We start from the raw sequence: 14,928 nt of genomic DNA, 5'->3' as shown, positions 1-14,928 counted from the left end.
GACAGGATGTCTCTCATTTCATCCCGATGAGCTTACTCAGGTAAGTGATTCAGGTGACTGACAACTCAGCCAAAGGCAGATTTGAACGCTGCTTGCAGCGGCCCCAACGGGGCGAGGTACACATCAGTGTGCCAAGTAGCGTAGCCAACACACCTGCAACTCGAAGTATGACGAGTATGACCATTTCCAGCCTGTTTATACCCGGTTTACCCTCTCTGTGGATAATTTAGCAAATAAAATAAATTACTTTCCCTGCGTATAATGTTAATACGCGGGAGAGACATACGTGAAAGAGTAGGTGCATAAAAGTATTTTTATAAATATGCTCCTATCTATTCGACAGAGGATATAACGATGCGGATTCTGGTCGTTGAAGATAATGTATTACTACGCCATCATTTAACCGTTCAGATGAATGAAATGGGGCATCAGGTCGACGCCGCCTCTGACGCTAAAGAAGCGGATTATTTTCTGCATGAAAACATGCCGGACATTGCTATTGTCGACCTCGGGTTGCCCGATGAAGACGGCATGAGCATGATCCGTCGCTGGCGTGCCAATCAGGCCAAGCTCCCTATTCTGGTGCTGACCGCGCGTGAAGGCTGGCAGGACAAAGTTGCCGTATTGGAAGCCGGCGCGGATGACTACGTCACTAAACCCTTCCATATGGAAGAAGTCGTGGCACGTTTACAGGCGCTGATGCGGCGCAACAGCGGGTTGGCATCACAAATCATCAGCCTACCGCCGTTTGAGGTTGATTTGTCGCGCCGCGAGTTGGTGATCCACAGCGCCCCCATCAAATTGACAGCGTTTGAATACACCATTATCGAGACGTTGATTCGCAACAAAGGTAAAGTCGTTAGCAAAGATTCCCTGATGCTACAGCTGTATCCAGATGCAGAGCTGCGGGAAAGTCATACCATTGATGTGCTGATGGGACGACTACGCAAGAAAATTCAACAAGCCGATGCGCCGGATGTGATTACTACCGTACGTGGACAAGGATATCGTTTTGATATTGATACTCCCTCAGGCTCGGTATGAGTGATACCGATAAGAAGTTACCCTTCTCGCTTCGCATCCGTTTTTTACTTGCGACAGCGGCCATTGTGCTAGCGTTGTCGCTGGCTTATGGCATCGTCGCCATTATCGGTTATAGCGTCAACTTTGATAAAACGTCATTCCGCCTATTACGTGGCGAGAGCAACCTCTACTACAGCCTCGCACAGTGGCGCGATAACCAACTGAATATCGTTACGCCGCCCGACGTTGACATCAACTTCCCCACTCTGGTGTTGATATATGATGAGCATGGCAACATGCTCTGGCGCGAAAAGCATGTCCCAGAACTGGAAGCGCTAATAAAATCCGAATGGCTGAACAAAACGGCCTACCATGAATTAGATACTGACACGGATACCAGCAGTGCGGTCTTAACGGGCAATACCTTGCTGTTAAGCAGCCTGCGAGCCCTGAATGGCACGCAAAGCAATGCATTAACGCACTCCATCGCCGTAAACGTTTATCCGAAGACCGAACATCTCCCTTCCATCACCATTGTGGTGGTCGACCGTATCCCACAGGAACTGCAACAGGAAGACGTAGTGTGGGAGTGGTTCAGCTATGTTTTGATCGCTAATCTCCTGCTGGTGCTTCCCTTGCTTTGGCTTGGTGCCCACTGGAGTTTGCGCCCCATTCAGCATCTGGTAAAACAGATCGCTGAATTAGAAAAAGGCACGCGCGATCAACTGGATGAAAATCCGCCACGCGAATTGTTCAGCCTGGTAAAAAACCTGAATATTTTGCTGAACAACGAACGCCAGCGCTACCATAAATACCGTACAACGCTCACCGATCTCACCCATAGCCTGAAAACGCCGCTGGCGGTCTTGCAGACCACGTTACGCGCGCTACGTACCGGTAAAGAGATCACTATCGATCAGGCTGAACCCATCATGTTGGCGCAAATCAGTCGCATCTCACAGCAGATTGGGTATTACCTGCATCGTGCCAGCGTACGCGCCGAACATAATCTACTGATACGCGAAGTCCATTCGGTTCCAGCATTACTGGATGGCTTATGTTCCGCGTTAAATAAAGTGTACCAGCGTAAGGGCGTCGCCTTGACGCTCGATATTCCGCCCGAGTTGACCTTCGTGGGCGAGAAAAATGACTTCATGGAAGTCATGGGCAATATCCTTGATAACGCCTGTAAGTACTGCCTGGAATTTGTCGAAATTAGCGTGCAACACTCCGATCATAAACTGCATCTGATTATCGATGATGACGGGCCCGGCATTCTTGAAAGCAAGCGTGAGGTCATTTTCCAACGTGGGCAGCGCGCCGACCGCATGCGTCCGGGACAAGGCATCGGCCTCGCCGTCGCTGTTGAAATTATCGAGCAGTATCAGGGGGAGATCCTCATTAGCGACAGCGCATTGGGCGGCGCCCGTGTCGAAGCTATTTTCTCCCGCCAGAACCTTAGCCAGAGCGAGGGGTGAAAAGCAGTACAGCGCGCGATGCTTCCGCTATACTTATCGCCAAAATACTGATTGTTTTAAAATACTGATTATTTCAAGAAAAATCATATCTTCAAGAACAGTCATTTCCTCAAAAAACACGTTTCTGGAAAACAGTATGGACTATCAGCTCAATCTCGACTGGCAGGATTTTTTAGCGAACTACTGGCAAAAACGTCCGCTCCTGATTAAAGGCGGTTTCACGCATTTTATCGACCCGATTTCACCCGACGAACTCGCCGGGCTGGCGTTGGAAAATGAGGTTGATAGCCGTCTGGTCAGCCATCAGAACGGACGCTGGCAGGTAAGCCACGGTCCTTTCGAGAGCTATGACCACCTAGGGGAAAGTAATTGGTCGCTGCTGGTACAGGCCGTCGACCACTGGCATGAGCCCTCTTCCGCCTTGATGCAGCCCTTTCGACAACTGCCGGACTGGCGTACCGATGATTTGATGATTTCTTTTTCCGTTCCCGGCGGTGGCGTAGGGCCGCACCTGGATCAGTATGATGTGTTCATCATTCAGGGGACGGGGCGTCGCCGCTGGCGCATCGGTGAAAAAATACCGATGAAGCAGCACTGTCCGCATCCCGACCTGCTTCAGGTTGAGCCGTTCGAGGCGATTATTGATGAAGAACTGGAACCGGGTGATATTGTGTACATTCCGCCGGGCTTCCCGCATGAAGGCTATTCGCTGGAAAACTCGCTGAATTATTCGGTGGGATTTCGCGCACCGAATGCTCGCGAGTTGGTAAGCGGCTTTGCGGATTATGTGCTTTCCCGTGAACTCGGCAGCTATCGCTACAGCGATCCTGATGTGCCATCCCGCGATCATATCGCCAGCGTACTGCCGCAAGAGCTGGATGCGCTGCAAAAAATGATGCTGGAGCTGGTGCAACAGCCGGAGCATTTCCAGAACTGGTTTGGCGAATTTATTTCCCAGTCCCGTCACGAGCTCGATCTCTCACCGCCGGAGCCGCCTTATCAGGCAGGCGAAGTGTATGACTATCTGCAACAGGGTGAACCACTGCGTCGTTTAGGTGGCCTGCGTGTCATCTGCGTTGGAGATAGCTGCTTCGTTAACGGGGAAAAAGTGAATAGCACGCACAAAGCGGCGCTGTTTGCGCTGGCTGAGCATCCTGCTATTGATGCAGAACAGTTGGGCGATGCGCTGGAAGACCCCTCTTTCCTCGCTCAGCTTACCGTGCTGATTAACAGCGGTTACTGGTACTTTGCGGATTAAGACCAAACACTAAGAAAGTGTTTAGAACGTTGGCAATGGGTAGATCGTAAAGACGCTGCAAGTACCTCCCTGTAAGCTCGAGCCGCGCCATCCTTGGCGCGGACGCTTTACTCTTCTATCCCATTACCACCGTTCTTGTTTCGGCAAAAGATTTGCCAATTATCTGAAAGCACAATTACGGCTTCGCGCGCAGTGCCGTCAGTTCAGCAATACGCATAATCACGGAGACCGCCTTTTCCATCCCTTCCAGCGTGACAAATTCATGTTTGCCATGATAGTTGTAGCCGCCGGTAAACAGATTGGGGCACGGTAGTCCCTGAAATGACAGGTGTGCGCCGTCGGTGCCGCCGCGAATCGGCTTCATGTTCGGTTCAATATCGCAATCCCGCATCGCCTGCTGTGCCAACGCGATAATGTGCGGGTGCTGTTCAACCTGCTCACGCATGTTGTAATAGGTATCAGCGATCGTAACTTCAATATAGCAATCCGGGTGCAGCCCCGCGCCGACCTTTTCAGCAATATCCAGCATCACCTGCTTGCGCCGTTCAAAGCCATTACGGTCAAAGTCCCTGACGATGTAGTGGAGATCTGCCCGTTCTACAGAACCTTTCATACTGTGGAGATGGTAGAACCCCTGATAACCATCCGTTTGCTCCGGCGACTCACTCTCCGGCACATGCTGATGATAGCGAGTGGCCAACGTCAGCGCATTGACCATCACGCCTTTGGCACTACCAGGATGCACATTATTGCCCACGATTTTTATCTGAACCGATGCAGCATTAAAATTCTCATACTCCAGTTCGCCAACACCACCACCGTCTACGGTATAGGCCCACTGTGCGTTAAACGTTTTGACATCAAAAAACTGCGCGCCCTTGCCAATCTCTTCATCGGGCGTAAAGGCAATTCGAATATCGCCGTGCGGTAGCTGACTTTTTTTCAGTCGTACCAGCGCGGTAATAATCTCAGCGATCCCCGCTTTATCATCCGCCCCCAACAGCGTTTTGCCATCTGTCGTAATCAGCGTGTGTCCCAGTAACTGGTGCAGTACCGGGAACATGACGGGTGACAGCACTTCATCTCCCATACCCAAGGCAATATCGCCACCGCGGTAGTTTTCCAGAATCTGTGGATTCACATTTTTGCCACTAAAATCCGGTGACGTATCCATATGTGAAATAAAGCCAATGGCTGGAACTGGCCAGGCCACATTCGCCGGAAGCGTCGCCGTCAGGCAACCTTGTTTGCTCAATGCGATCTGTTCAAATCCCAGTTCGAGCAGTTCCTGCTGCAATGCACGCGCCAGTTTTAGCTGACCGTCAGTGCTCGGCACCTGCCGAACGCCGGATTTAGACTGTGTATCAAATGAAACGTAATTCAAAAATCTGTCGAGTAATTTATCCATCTTATTTATGCCCCCTGAACCCTGAAAGGCATTATGGATAGGGCTACTACGGTAGATATTGCGTCAGGTCAGTTTTTTTCCGATTTAACAAACCGTCAGACCATAATTCAGGCCAAAAAGCAGCGAGCACGTCACGAAGAATGCCCAAAACAGGCAACAACCACATAACAACCAAGAGACATATGAGCCAATCCATTGATTAAATCGCCACCGTTTACTCACTAATCGGCAGGAAGCGGGGTCGCACAAGTTGGCGTTAGGCAACGTTTCCCGTAAAATGCCGCACTTAATTGCACACGCTGTCTGAAAGGTGATAACCCTTGGTACGATCGCAACGGAAATGCCGTTGATCGGCCAAATCAGGAAATAGAGCTCGACTTTGATGAAAGAAAACTCCCTGACTGTGCCGGTCGTTGAATTGCTCAACGTCCATAAAGGCTTTGATGGCAAAGACATCATTTCACACTTTAATCTCACCATTAATGACGGTGAGTTTTTAACGATCCTCGGGCCCTCCGGCTGCGGTAAAACCACCGTACTGCGCTTGATTGCCGGTCTGGAAACGGTCGATAGCGGCAACGTCATGCTGGAAAAGCAGGACATTACCCACCAACCCGCTGAACAGCGACACGTTAATACCGTATTTCAAAGTTACGCCCTGTTTCCTCATCTCAGCGTGTTTGAGAACGTGGCATTCGGCCTGCGCATGCAGAAAACGCCTGCCGCAGAGATTGCGCCACGCGTGATTGAGGCGCTGAAAATGGTGCAACTGGAAGAGCTGGCGCAGCGTCGCCCACACCAATTGTCCGGTGGTCAACAACAGCGTGTTGCCATCGCCCGCGCGGTCGTTAACCAGCCGAAAGTGCTGCTGCTGGACGAATCTCTGTCTGCGCTCGATTACAAGCTGCGTAAACAGATGCAGAACGAACTGAAAGCGCTGCAACGTAAGTTAGGTATTACCTTCATTTTCGTCACACACGATCAGGAAGAAGCTCTGACCATGTCCGATCGTATCGTGGTGATGCGCGACGGACGGATCGAGCAAGATGGCACACCGCGTGAAATCTACGAAGAACCGAAAAATCTGTTCGTCGCCAGTTTTATCGGTGAAATCAATATCTTTGATGCCATCGTACTAGAACCGCTTAACGAACAGCGGGTGCGCGCGCAGGTTGAAGGCCACGAATGCATTATCTCCGTCAGCTTTCCGGTCAACGTCGGCCAACACCTCAACGTGCTGCTGCGACCGGAAGATTTACGCGTCGAAGAGCTGGGCGACGGCATGCAGGCGGAAGGGATGGTGGGCTATGTACGCGAACGCAACTATAAAGGTATGACGCTGGAATCCAACATCGAGTTGGAAAATGGCAAGATGGTTATGGTCAGCGAGTTCTTTAACGAAGACGATCCCGACGTCGACCATTCACTCAACCAGAAAGTTGATGTCACCTGGGTGGAAAGTTGGGAGGTAGTCCTGCACGATGAAGACGTCGCGTAAACGCTTTCAAAACATCATTATCACACTCATCGTGGCCTGGCTGGTGCTGTTTGTTTTCCTGCCCAACCTGATGATCATCGGAACCAGTTTCCTGACGCGCGATGACACCCATTTCGTCAGCCTGGTCTTTACGCTGGAAAACTACACGCGACTGGCCGATCCGCTTTATGCCTCTGTGCTGCTGCATTCGCTGAACATGGCTGCTATCGCCACGCTCTGCTGTCTGCTCTTGGGCTATCCGTTCGCCTTTATTCTGGCGCGCTTACCACAAAAAATTCAGCCACTGCTGCTGTTCCTGCTGATTGTGCCGTTTTGGACTAACTCGCTAATCCGCATTTACGGCCTGAAAATCTTTCTGAGTACACGCGGCCATCTGAATGAATTTCTGCTCTGGACGGGCCTGATTGATACGCCGCTACGGATTATGTACACCTCCGAAGCGGTGATTCTCGGCCTGATTTATATCCTGCTGCCGTTTATGGTGCTGCCGCTCTACTCCAGCATTGAAAAGCTCGATAAATCCTACCTTGAAGCCGCCCGCGATCTGGGTGCCAATAAGTGGCAAACCTTCATTCGCATCGTCATCCCGCTAACCATGCCGGGGATTATCGCCGGCTGCCTGCTGGTGCTGCTGCCCGCCATGGGGTTATTTTTCGTTGCTGACCTGATGGGCGGAGCCAAGAATTTGCTGATCGGTAACGTGATTAAAAGCCAGTTTCTCAATATCCGCGATTGGCCGTTTGGTGCCGCCACCAGCATCTGCCTGACGCTGGTCATGGGCGTGCTGCTGTTTATCTACTACCGTACAGCCCGCCTGCTGAATAAAAAGGGAGAGCTGGAATGACCGGACGCTTAATCCGCGGTGGATTTATGTCCATCATTTACGCTTACCTGTACATTCCGATCGTTATTCTAATCGTGAACTCCTTTAATCAGGCGCGCTTCGGCATCAACTGGCAGGGATTTACGCTGGACTGGTATCGACTGCTGATGAACAACGACAGCCTGCTTCAGGCTGCGCAGCACTCGCTGACGATGGCCGTGTTTTCCGCAACGTTCGCCACGCTGATGGGTTCCCTGACGGCCGTCGCGCTGTATCGCTACCGCTTTCGCGGCAAGCCTTTTGTCGGCGGCATGCTGTTCGTGGTGATGATGTCACCGGATATCGTGATGGCCATCTCGCTGCTGGTTCTCTTCATGCTGCTGGGCATATCACTCGGGTTCTGGTCGCTACTGTTTTCCCACATCACGTTCTGCCTACCCTTCGTCGTGGTCACCGTCTACTCGCGTCTGAAAGGTTTCGACGTGCGAATGTTGGAAGCCGCACGCGACTTAGGGGCCAGTGAAGTGATTATTCTGCGTAAAATCATTTTGCCATTGGCGATGCCAGCCGTAGCGGCCAGTTGGCTGCTCAGTTTTACGCTGTCGATGGACGACGTGGTGGTCTCCTCATTTGTCACCGGCCCCACGTATGAAATTCTGCCGTTGAAGATTTACTCGATGGTGAAGGTTGGCGTATCCCCTGAAGTCAATGCGCTGGCAACGATTTTGCTCATTCTGTCACTCGTACTGGTGCTCAGTAGCCAGCTGATTTTACGCGACCGTACCAGAAAATAAGGTTACGGCTAACGTCATCCACATCTGATTTTCATACCCGCTGAAAACAACGGGTATTTTCTTTGGGACTTATAAGGAGGTAAACATAATGAAAAAGTGGCCACACCTACTGGCAGCCTGCGCGCTAGCGTTTGGCATCAGCACCGCCAATGCCAACGATGGCAAAACGCTCTATTTCTATAACTGGACCGAATACGTACCGCCAGGCCTGCTGGAACAGTTCACCAAAGAAACGGGCATCAAGGTGATTTACTCCACCTATGAATCCAATGAAAGTATGTATGCCAAGCTGAAAACCTATAAGGACGGTGCCTACGATCTGGTTGTGCCATCGACCTATTTCATCTCCAAGATGAGTAAAGAAGGCATGCTGCAAAAAATTGATACCAGCAAGCTCAGTAATTTCCATAATCTCGATCCGAACCTGCTGCACAAGTCCTTCGATCCGAACAATGACTACTCTATTCCCTATATCTGGGGCGCAACGGCGATTGGTATTAATCATGAAGTGATTGACCCCGCCAGCGTCACCGGTTGGGCCGATCTGTGGGATAAGAAACATAAAGACAGCCTGCTACTAACGGACGATGCGCGTGAGGTGTTCCAGATCGCCCTGCGTAAACTGGGTTACTCCGCGAACACCACCGAGCCCAAAGAGATTGAGGCGGCGTATAAAGAACTGCAAGCCCTGATGCCGAACGTGCTGACGTTCAATTCGGACAACCCCGGCAATCCGTTCATCGAAGGTGAAGTTAATTTGGGTATGGTGTGGAACGGTTCTGCCTACGTGGCGCGTCAGGCAGGTACACCGCTGGATGTCATTTGGCCCAAAGAAGGCGGTATCTTCTGGATGGACAGTCTGGCGATTCCGGCCAACGCCAAAAACGTTGACGGCGCGATGAAGCTGATCGACTTCCTGCTGCGTCCAGAAGTGGCGGCACAGGTTGCGGAAACCATCGGCTATCCGACACCGAATCTGGCAGCGAAAAAATTACTGCCGCCGGAGGTTTCAGGGGACAAAACGCTGTACCCGGATGATGAAACCATCGCGAAAGGCGAATGGCAGAACGACGTCGGCGGCGCCAGCACGCTGTATGAAACCTACTTCCAGCAGCTAAAAGCGGGGCGTTAATCGCGATTAATCACAACAGCGTCCATTATCACCTGGCGAGCGGTGGTAATGGATAGATCGTAAAGACGCTGTGAATACGTCCTGGTACGCTCAGGTTACGCAGATATGAATCTCATCCCTGAGATTCACCCTTGCAGGGCCGTCGCAAGCGACGTTCAAAAGCGTTCTTGACGTTTTTGTCTATGGCGCAAACGCTTTACTCTTCTATTCCATTACCACCGTTTTAATTTCACAGATAATTTTCTCGACAGCTTTAGCTGCCTTATTGCTTAACAGCACCTCAAACCCTCAAATTGACAGCTAAAAGCATTATCCTGACGGTATTAGGAAAATAATTGCGCGCAGCTTCTTCTATAATGATCCAACACTCATCAGGATCACGATAAGGAACACCACCATGCTGCAACTCTCCAGCCACAGTTTTCAGGACGGCGAAACTATCCCAGGCGAGTTTGCCTTTGCCGTACCAGATGCAAACAGCCACATTGCGCTATCTTCTAACCACAATCCCCACTTTGTCTGGCACGGCGCGCCCGAAGGGACACAGTCTTTCGTATTGATCTGCCACGACCCAGATGTACCCAGCCGCGGTGACGATGTGAATCAGGAAGGCCGTGAGGTGAGCGCCTCTCTGCCGCGCGTCGATTTCTACCACTGGCTATTGCTGGATATTCCCGCCAGCGTCAGCGAAATTGCCGCAGCCTCGCATTCCAATACCATCACCCCACGTGGGAAAACAGGCCCGAATGCCCCAGCAGGGCTGCGGCACGGCATCAATGATTACACCGCCTGGTTCTCCACCGACGAACAAATGAAAGGTAATTACTATGGTTATGATGGCCCTTGTCCTCCGTGGAACGATGCGATCGTCCATCATTATATTTTCACACTTTACGCCCTCGCGACGCCGGCTTTAACAATAGAAGGCGAGATTAACGGGGCGAGTGTCCGTACCGCGCTAGCTAACACGCCCGTATTGGCAGAAGCCAAACTCACCGGGCTGTATACGCTAAATCCCGCATTGTTGTGATAATAATAAGTTATGATAATGACTCATTATAAAAATGGCTTGCTATGAGCGTGACCGCATTACGCTCTGCGGTGCCGTCTCTTCGTGAGGCGGACTGGACATTGCCATCAGGCCAGCCGCTACAGCGGTATGGCCTGTGCGCACTCGCTCAGCCCCACTTGCGTACACCGCAGCAGACAACGCGTTTCCATTTCTATGAGGCCACGCTCCTGCTGGTTCTCTCTGGCCAACTGACCATTCTTGAGCAGGATAAAGCGACGGTTATCGACACGTCGTCCCAGCTTTGTCTGGTTACGCCTGATGCTAGCGCCGATTTGGCGAAAACGCCCGGTGGTCACGACTCCGCTTTCCGGTCGATCTTTCTGACGTTTTCACCCACGCTTCTGACACGTTTTTATCATCGCTATCCTGATGAATCCGTTCCTGTACATCCCCCACGTCCCTTCACTACTCTCGCGCTGGATGACGATCTCACCAGCACATTGCAGCATCTGGTTGAAGGAATTACAGGCAACTCGCTCAATGAATCACGTCTCGAACTGCGGCTGATGGATATGCTGCTGGTGCTGTCGGAACGGGGATACCGCTTTGGCGTACCGCCACAGCCCGGCGTTACCACTCAGCTACGTACGCTTATCAGCGAAGAGCCGGAGCGTCACTGGACCGCGCAGTCTGCGGGACGACGACTGGCGATGAGCGAAGCCACACTGCGCCGGAGGTTATCCGCCGAGCAGACGCGCTTTGAAGTGTTGTTGCTAGAGACACGAATGCAGCACGCGATGATGTTGGTACAGACGACGTCATGGAGCATGCAGCGTTTGGCTGAGGCCTGCGGGTATAAATCCTCTGCGCGCTTTTCCGAACGGTTTAAAACCCGTTTTGGCTGTTCACCCACCAAGATTCGTTAATCCATCATCAACGATACAACACCGTCACCGACAACATCCAAAACAAAGCGCCCTGTCAGATAAACCAACAGGGCGCTAAGGAACAACTCAAAAGATAATCAGAACCACGTTGGCGTATTACTCTTTCTGTTCTTGCGCCAAATCGTGAGCGATTTTTACCGTTTCATCGAGGTAAGGATCGGGTGCCTGATAATCTTTCGGCAAATCGTCCAGCGATTTGAGTGGTTTCTTGCCTTCTCGCACGAGTCGATCGTTAATCCGGTTCAGACGCAACGCTTCATCATCGTCATTTTCTTTCTCACGCTGGGCAAGATTGAGCGATACGAAATTGCGCTTATCCTTCATCGCGTTGTAGCGAGCAATATCCTGAGCAACAAACTGGAACTCTGGATCTTTGGCGATACGCTCCTGATGGTGCTCATTCAGTTTGCTAATCAACGCCTTCAGATCGCCGCTCTTGATGTAGTTAGCTGCTTTGATGCTATCCCACGGTAACGCGTTATCTTCGAACTTCTCGCCAGTATCTACCGTTTCGGTGCCCGTTGGCATCATCACGTCAGGCGTCACGCCTTTCATCTGAGTACTACCGCCGTCAATACGATAGAATTTCTGAATCGTGTATTGCACGGAACCCAGCGCAGGCCAGTCAGGGCGCAGCATCTGATCGTAAATCCGATTCAGCGAGCGATACTGCTGTACAGTACCTTTGCCGAACGTCGGTTCACCCACAATCAGTGCACGACCGTAATCCTGCATTGCCGCCGCGAAGATCTCGGAAGCAGAGGCACTGAAACGATCGACCAGCACCACCAGTGGGCCTTTGTAATAAACAATGCCGTCAGTGTCGCTGTCTTCGCGTACTTTGCCATTATTGTCGCGTACCTGAACTACGGGACCACTTGGAATAAACAGACCAGAAAGCCCTACCGCTTCCGTCAACGCTCCGCCGCCGTTAGTCCGCAGGTCAATCACAATGCTGCTGACGTTCTGTTTTTCCAGTTTCTGGAGCTGAACTTTTACGTCATCCGTCAGACCGACATAGAAGCCAGGGATATCCAACACGCCGACTTTATCTTTACCAACCGTCTTGACGGACATTTTAACTGCGCGATCTTCAAGGCGGATACGTTCACGCGTCAGCGTGACAATGCGAGTTTTCGTCCCTTTACCTGCGGGCAGAATCTCCAAACGCACCTTACTGCCTTTCGGCCCTTTGATCAGCGCGACCACATCGTCCAGACGCCAGCCGATCACATCCACCATCGGCTTACCGTTTTGGCCTACGCCGACCACGCGGTCACCGACAGTAATATTTTTGCTCTTCGCTGCGGGGCCACCGGGCACCATGGAATTAATCATGGTGTAGTCATCATCCATCTGCAACACGGCGCCAATCCCTTCGAGCGATAGACTCATTTCGGTATTGAATTGCTCGGTGTTACGCGGTGACAGGTAGCTGGTATGCGGGTCAATTTCACGCGCAAAGGCGTTCATGACCAGTTGAAAAACATCTTCACTGTTGCTCTGCGCCAAACGACGAATCGCAAACTGGTAACGCTTGGTCAGCGTCTCTTTGATGTCTTTATCATCTTTACCCGTCAGCTTTAGGCTGAGCCAGTCATATTTTACCTTGGCATCCCACAGGCGGTTAAGTTCCCCTGCGTTCTGTGGCCACGGCGCTTTGCTACGATCGAGCTCAAACGTCTCATTGCCCGTCAAATCGACCGGTTTATCCAGCAGCGACAGTGCATATTGAAAACGCTCAAACCGACGCTTCTGCGCCAGATTGTACAACGCGTACGGAACATCCAGTTGACCGGATTTCAGCGCGTCACCCAATTGGGCTTTTTGCCCGGAAAACTGCGCCACATCAGAGGCCAACAGCACATTGTGGCTGTAGTCCAGCATGTTGAGATAGCGGTTAAAAATTTTCTCAGAGAACTGCGCATCCAGCATAAACTGGCGATAATGCGAACGCAGGAAACGTGAGGCCACCCTGTCGCTAACGGTGGCATGTTGAGGCTCCTGATGTAGCTGAGGGATCTGCTCAACACGCGTAATGTTTTCATTTGCAAAACTAGAGCCCGCCAGCAGTAAGCCTGCAATGGCGGTTATTCTGACTAAGTTGTTCATGCCCAGGTTGGCCTCCGTATCAGAACTGCAAGTGTTCTGCGCGTACAATCATTGCCAGTCCAGAAGCCAATTGTACTCTGACTTCGCCTTTGGCAATTTCAAGCACGGTGGCATCCATGGCATCTTTGCCGGCTCTGACTTTGATTTCCTGACCGATTTGCAGTTTGGAAACATCCGTAACCGCAACCCGCTGACGCTCATTGCTGGCAGGTTTTGCCTGACGCGGCTGAGCATTCGCTGATTGCTGAGAAGAGGACTGAGATTGGCCGGAAGAAGACTGGCGTGGTTTACGCGGTGCATGGTTTTGAGACGCGTGGTTTTGAGGCGCATTGTTTCGAGATGCATCGTTTGACGCATCGCGACGCGGCGCACGTCTCTGAGCGGGACGAGGTGTACGCGCTGCATCTGCCGATTCTCCGGCTGCTTCACGTTTTTTCGCCTGCTGCTCAGCACGCTGAGCTTGAACTCGCGCTTTCGCTTCTTCCAACTGCGTGCGAGCATGATCAACATGCTGCTGTTCCAACTCGCCACACGGGTTACCATCCAGATCGACACGTTGAGCACCCAATTTTACACCGTACAGATACCGCCAGCTTGAAGTATAAAGACGCAGCGCAGAGCGTAATTGCGTCTTACTGACGTTATCGGATTCCGGTACACGCTCAACAAGATCTTGAAAAATACCGATTTTTAACGGACGTGTTTCACCTTCAGTGGTGAAACAAAGCGGGAACCGCTCTGCCAAAAAGGCGATGACTTCTTTACTACTGTTCAACTTAGGTTGATTTTCCATGAAATTTCCTGATTACAACGGGTTTGCCAACCGGCGCAGGCATGAACAGGCGTCATTATAATGACGCCATCGGCAATTGCCACGTTAACCTTGTCTCAACGAGAGAGAATTGATGAATGTCATCACATCGCTCGCTTCCAGTTGAGCACAAAGTACGCTCACCACAGCCTTCAGCCCTTCTTCATCATCCGCGTCAAAACGTTGATAAAGGGTACTGTCAATATCCAGAACGCCAATCCGTTGCCCATTAACGACAAGCGGTAGCACAATTTCAGCATTACTCGCGGCATCACAGGCGATATGGCCGGGGAACGCATGAACATCATCCACGCGCTGAATGCGATTTTCAGCTATCGCCGCACCGCACACACCTTTGCCAACCGGAATACGTACACAGGCAACCTTACCCTGAAACGGCCCCAGGAAAAGCGTGTCGTTATCCAACAGGTAAAATCCTGCCCAGTTAACCCCATCCAAGCGCTCAAACAGCAGCGCACTACTGTTTGACAAAATCGTAATAAAACGGTTTTCATCCGCAATAAGCGATGAGAGATCGCGAATGAGATCCTGATAAAACTCTTGTTTATTCATAAAGTATATTGTTGTCTTTTCAAAACGGTGCGGACAATTCCCACACAGGCTGCATTAGC

The 14,928-nt window shown here is 51.4% G+C and carries 13 protein-coding genes; 9 read left to right on the top strand and 4 right to left on the bottom strand.

What is annotated here, in order from left to right; translation table 11 throughout:
- The first annotated feature begins 354 nt into the window (after positions 1-354).
- The 3 genes from phoP to EDI29_RS02425 all read left to right on the top strand — a co-directional run bounded on the left by phoP (position 355) and on the right by EDI29_RS02425 (position 3,759).
- A complete protein-coding gene (gene phoP, locus EDI29_RS02435) occupies positions 355-1,044 on the top strand; it encodes a two-component system response regulator PhoP (RefSeq protein ID WP_107170628.1) in 690 nt (229 codons plus the stop codon).
- On the top strand, positions 1,041-2,501 hold the full coding sequence (phoQ, locus tag EDI29_RS02430) for a two-component system sensor histidine kinase PhoQ (protein WP_137739578.1): 1,461 nt from the start codon (positions 1,041-1,043) through the stop codon (positions 2,499-2,501). The genes phoP and phoQ overlap by 4 nt, the downstream gene beginning before the upstream one ends.
- 136 nt (positions 2,502-2,637) lie before the next feature.
- Positions 2,638-3,759, top strand: coding sequence for a ribosomal protein uL16 3-hydroxylase (locus EDI29_RS02425; RefSeq protein ID WP_137739577.1), 1,122 nt, complete (start codon positions 2,638-2,640; stop codon positions 3,757-3,759).
- A gap of 175 nt (positions 3,760-3,934) precedes the next feature.
- Here EDI29_RS02425 and pepT read toward each other — a convergent pair whose 3' ends face one another.
- Positions 3,935-5,167: a peptidase T gene (gene pepT / locus EDI29_RS02420; protein ID WP_137739576.1), complete on the bottom strand. Its 1,233-nt coding sequence runs from the start codon at positions 5,165-5,167 to the stop codon at positions 3,935-3,937.
- 382 nt (positions 5,168-5,549) lie between these two features.
- Here pepT and potA point away from each other — a divergent pair, with 382 nt between their 5' ends.
- The 6 genes from potA to EDI29_RS02390 all read left to right on the top strand — a co-directional run bounded on the left by potA (position 5,550) and on the right by EDI29_RS02390 (position 11,352).
- Entirely contained in the window at positions 5,550-6,665 is a 1,116-nt protein-coding gene (gene potA, locus EDI29_RS02415) for a spermidine/putrescine ABC transporter ATP-binding protein PotA (RefSeq protein ID WP_137739575.1), read from the top strand.
- Positions 6,649-7,509 (top strand): spermidine/putrescine ABC transporter permease PotB, encoded by an 861-nt coding sequence (gene potB, locus EDI29_RS02410; RefSeq protein WP_137739574.1) that lies wholly within the window; start codon positions 6,649-6,651, stop codon positions 7,507-7,509. Before potA ends, potB begins: the two co-directional genes overlap by 17 nt.
- Entirely contained in the window at positions 7,506-8,282 is a 777-nt protein-coding gene (gene potC / locus EDI29_RS02405) for a spermidine/putrescine ABC transporter permease PotC (RefSeq protein ID WP_137739573.1), read from the top strand. The genes potB and potC overlap by 4 nt, the downstream gene beginning before the upstream one ends.
- An 88-nt stretch (positions 8,283-8,370) precedes the next feature.
- Positions 8,371-9,414 carry a spermidine/putrescine ABC transporter substrate-binding protein PotD gene (gene potD / locus EDI29_RS02400; protein WP_137739572.1) on the top strand — a complete coding sequence of 348 codons (1,044 nt, stop codon included), beginning with the start codon at positions 8,371-8,373 and terminating at the stop codon, positions 9,412-9,414.
- Between the two features lie 397 nt (positions 9,415-9,811).
- Positions 9,812-10,444: a YbhB/YbcL family Raf kinase inhibitor-like protein gene (locus EDI29_RS02395; protein ID WP_137739571.1), complete on the top strand. Its 633-nt coding sequence runs from the start codon at positions 9,812-9,814 to the stop codon at positions 10,442-10,444.
- A 44-nt stretch (positions 10,445-10,488) separates the two neighbouring features.
- A complete protein-coding gene (locus EDI29_RS02390; protein WP_137739570.1) occupies positions 10,489-11,352 on the top strand; it encodes a helix-turn-helix transcriptional regulator in 864 nt (287 codons plus the stop codon).
- A 117-nt stretch (positions 11,353-11,469) separates the two neighbouring features.
- On the opposite strand, the gene prc is transcribed toward EDI29_RS02390, so the two are convergent.
- The 3 genes from prc to EDI29_RS02375 all read right to left on the bottom strand — a co-directional run bounded on the left by prc (position 11,470) and on the right by EDI29_RS02375 (position 14,869).
- Positions 11,470-13,485, bottom strand: coding sequence for a carboxy terminal-processing peptidase (prc, locus tag EDI29_RS02385; protein ID WP_137739569.1), 2,016 nt, complete (start codon positions 13,483-13,485; stop codon positions 11,470-11,472).
- A 19-nt stretch (positions 13,486-13,504) separates the two neighbouring features.
- Positions 13,505-14,278: an RNA chaperone ProQ gene (gene proQ / locus EDI29_RS02380; protein WP_137739568.1), complete on the bottom strand. Its 774-nt coding sequence runs from the start codon at positions 14,276-14,278 to the stop codon at positions 13,505-13,507.
- 84 nt (positions 14,279-14,362) lie between these two features.
- Positions 14,363-14,869 (bottom strand): GAF domain-containing protein, encoded by a 507-nt coding sequence (locus tag EDI29_RS02375; protein WP_137739567.1) that lies wholly within the window; start codon positions 14,867-14,869, stop codon positions 14,363-14,365.
- Positions 14,870-14,928: the final 59 nt, after the last annotated feature.

The organism is Pectobacterium polonicum, from assembly GCF_005497185.1.
Taxonomy (GTDB): domain Bacteria; phylum Pseudomonadota; class Gammaproteobacteria; order Enterobacterales; family Enterobacteriaceae; genus Pectobacterium; species Pectobacterium polonicum.
This window is presented reverse-complemented; position numbering and strand designations above follow the sequence as displayed.